Below are 246 nucleotides of genomic sequence, written 5' to 3' on the forward strand. Positions count from 1 at the left end.
GGCACGGTCGACGTGGCCGCCCACCCGGCGGGGGACAGCCCCTGGGGGTGCCGGCAGATGATCGGCAACGTCTGGGAATGGACGGAGAGTGCGTTCCTCCCCTACCCCGGCTTCGCGCCGGACGCATACCGGGAGTATTCGGCGCCGTCTTTCGGCACGCGCAAGGTGCTGCGCGGCGGCGCCTGGGCCACGCGAGGCCGGATGGTCACCGGCCTGTACCGGAACTTCTTCGGCCCGGACCGTCGG

General features: G+C 72.4%; 1 protein-coding gene. It reads left to right on the forward strand.

Going from position 1 to position 246, the window contains the following annotated elements; translation table 11 throughout:
- Nucleotides 1-12: 12 nt before the first annotated feature.
- Nucleotides 13-246 (forward strand): SUMF1/EgtB/PvdO family nonheme iron enzyme (locus tag PU683_RS20805; RefSeq protein ID WP_277174689.1); only part of this gene is annotated, 234 nt, incomplete at its 3' end.

The sequence above is a fragment of the Candidatus Kosakonia sp. 282A-S69 genome (genome assembly GCF_029433855.1).
Lineage (GTDB): Bacteria > Pseudomonadota > Gammaproteobacteria > Enterobacterales > Enterobacteriaceae > Kosakonia > Kosakonia cowanii_A.